The organism is Streptococcus sp. GMD1S, assembly GCF_000296875.1.
Lineage (GTDB): Bacteria > Bacillota > Bacilli > Lactobacillales > Streptococcaceae > Streptococcus.
Window position 1 is genome coordinate 1 of sequence record NZ_AJQY01000421.1, and the last position, 604, is coordinate 604.

At 43.9% G+C, this 604-nt stretch carries 1 protein-coding gene; it reads left to right on the plus strand.

Translation table 11 applies throughout. The features are described 5' to 3' along the window. Positions 1–212: 212 nt before the first annotated feature. A partial coding sequence (locus GMD1S_RS10760) for an AIR synthase related protein (RefSeq protein WP_000182563.1) occupies positions 213–604 on the plus strand: 392 nt, incomplete at its 3' end.

Genomic DNA, 604 nt, shown 5'->3' on the forward strand with positions numbered 1-604 from the left:
TAAAGACTCTCCATGAAAGGAAAGGAAGAGAAGATGACAAATAAAAATGCTTATGCACCACGTCTCACTACTGACTAAAAGCTAAAGCATTTGTCAGTAGACGCTTTCTCCTATGGGACCAAAGCTAGAGACCTGACTAGTATTTTTAGATAAAATAATTGTTTATCTAAAAATACGTCGCAGTCTTTCTCAAAAAAGAAAAGGATTAAAAAATGACAAATAAAAATGCGTACGCCCAGTCGGGTGTGGATGTTGAAGCGGGTTATGAAGTTGTTGAGCGGATCAAAAAGCACGTGGCTCGTACGGAGCGTGCAGGTGTCATGGGAGCTCTTGGTGGCTTTGGTGGCATGTTTGACCTTTCAAAAACAGGTGTCAAAGAGCCAGTCTTGATTTCGGGGACAGATGGTGTCGGGACCAAGCTCATGTTGGCCATCAAGTATGATAAGCATGATACGATTGGGCAAGACTGTGTGGCCATGTGTGTCAACGATATTATCGCTGCAGGTGCGGAGCCTCTTTACTTCCTCGACTATGTCGCAACTGGTAAAAATGAACCAGCTAAACTAGAACAAGTCGTTGCTGGTGTGGCAGAAGGCTGTGTGCA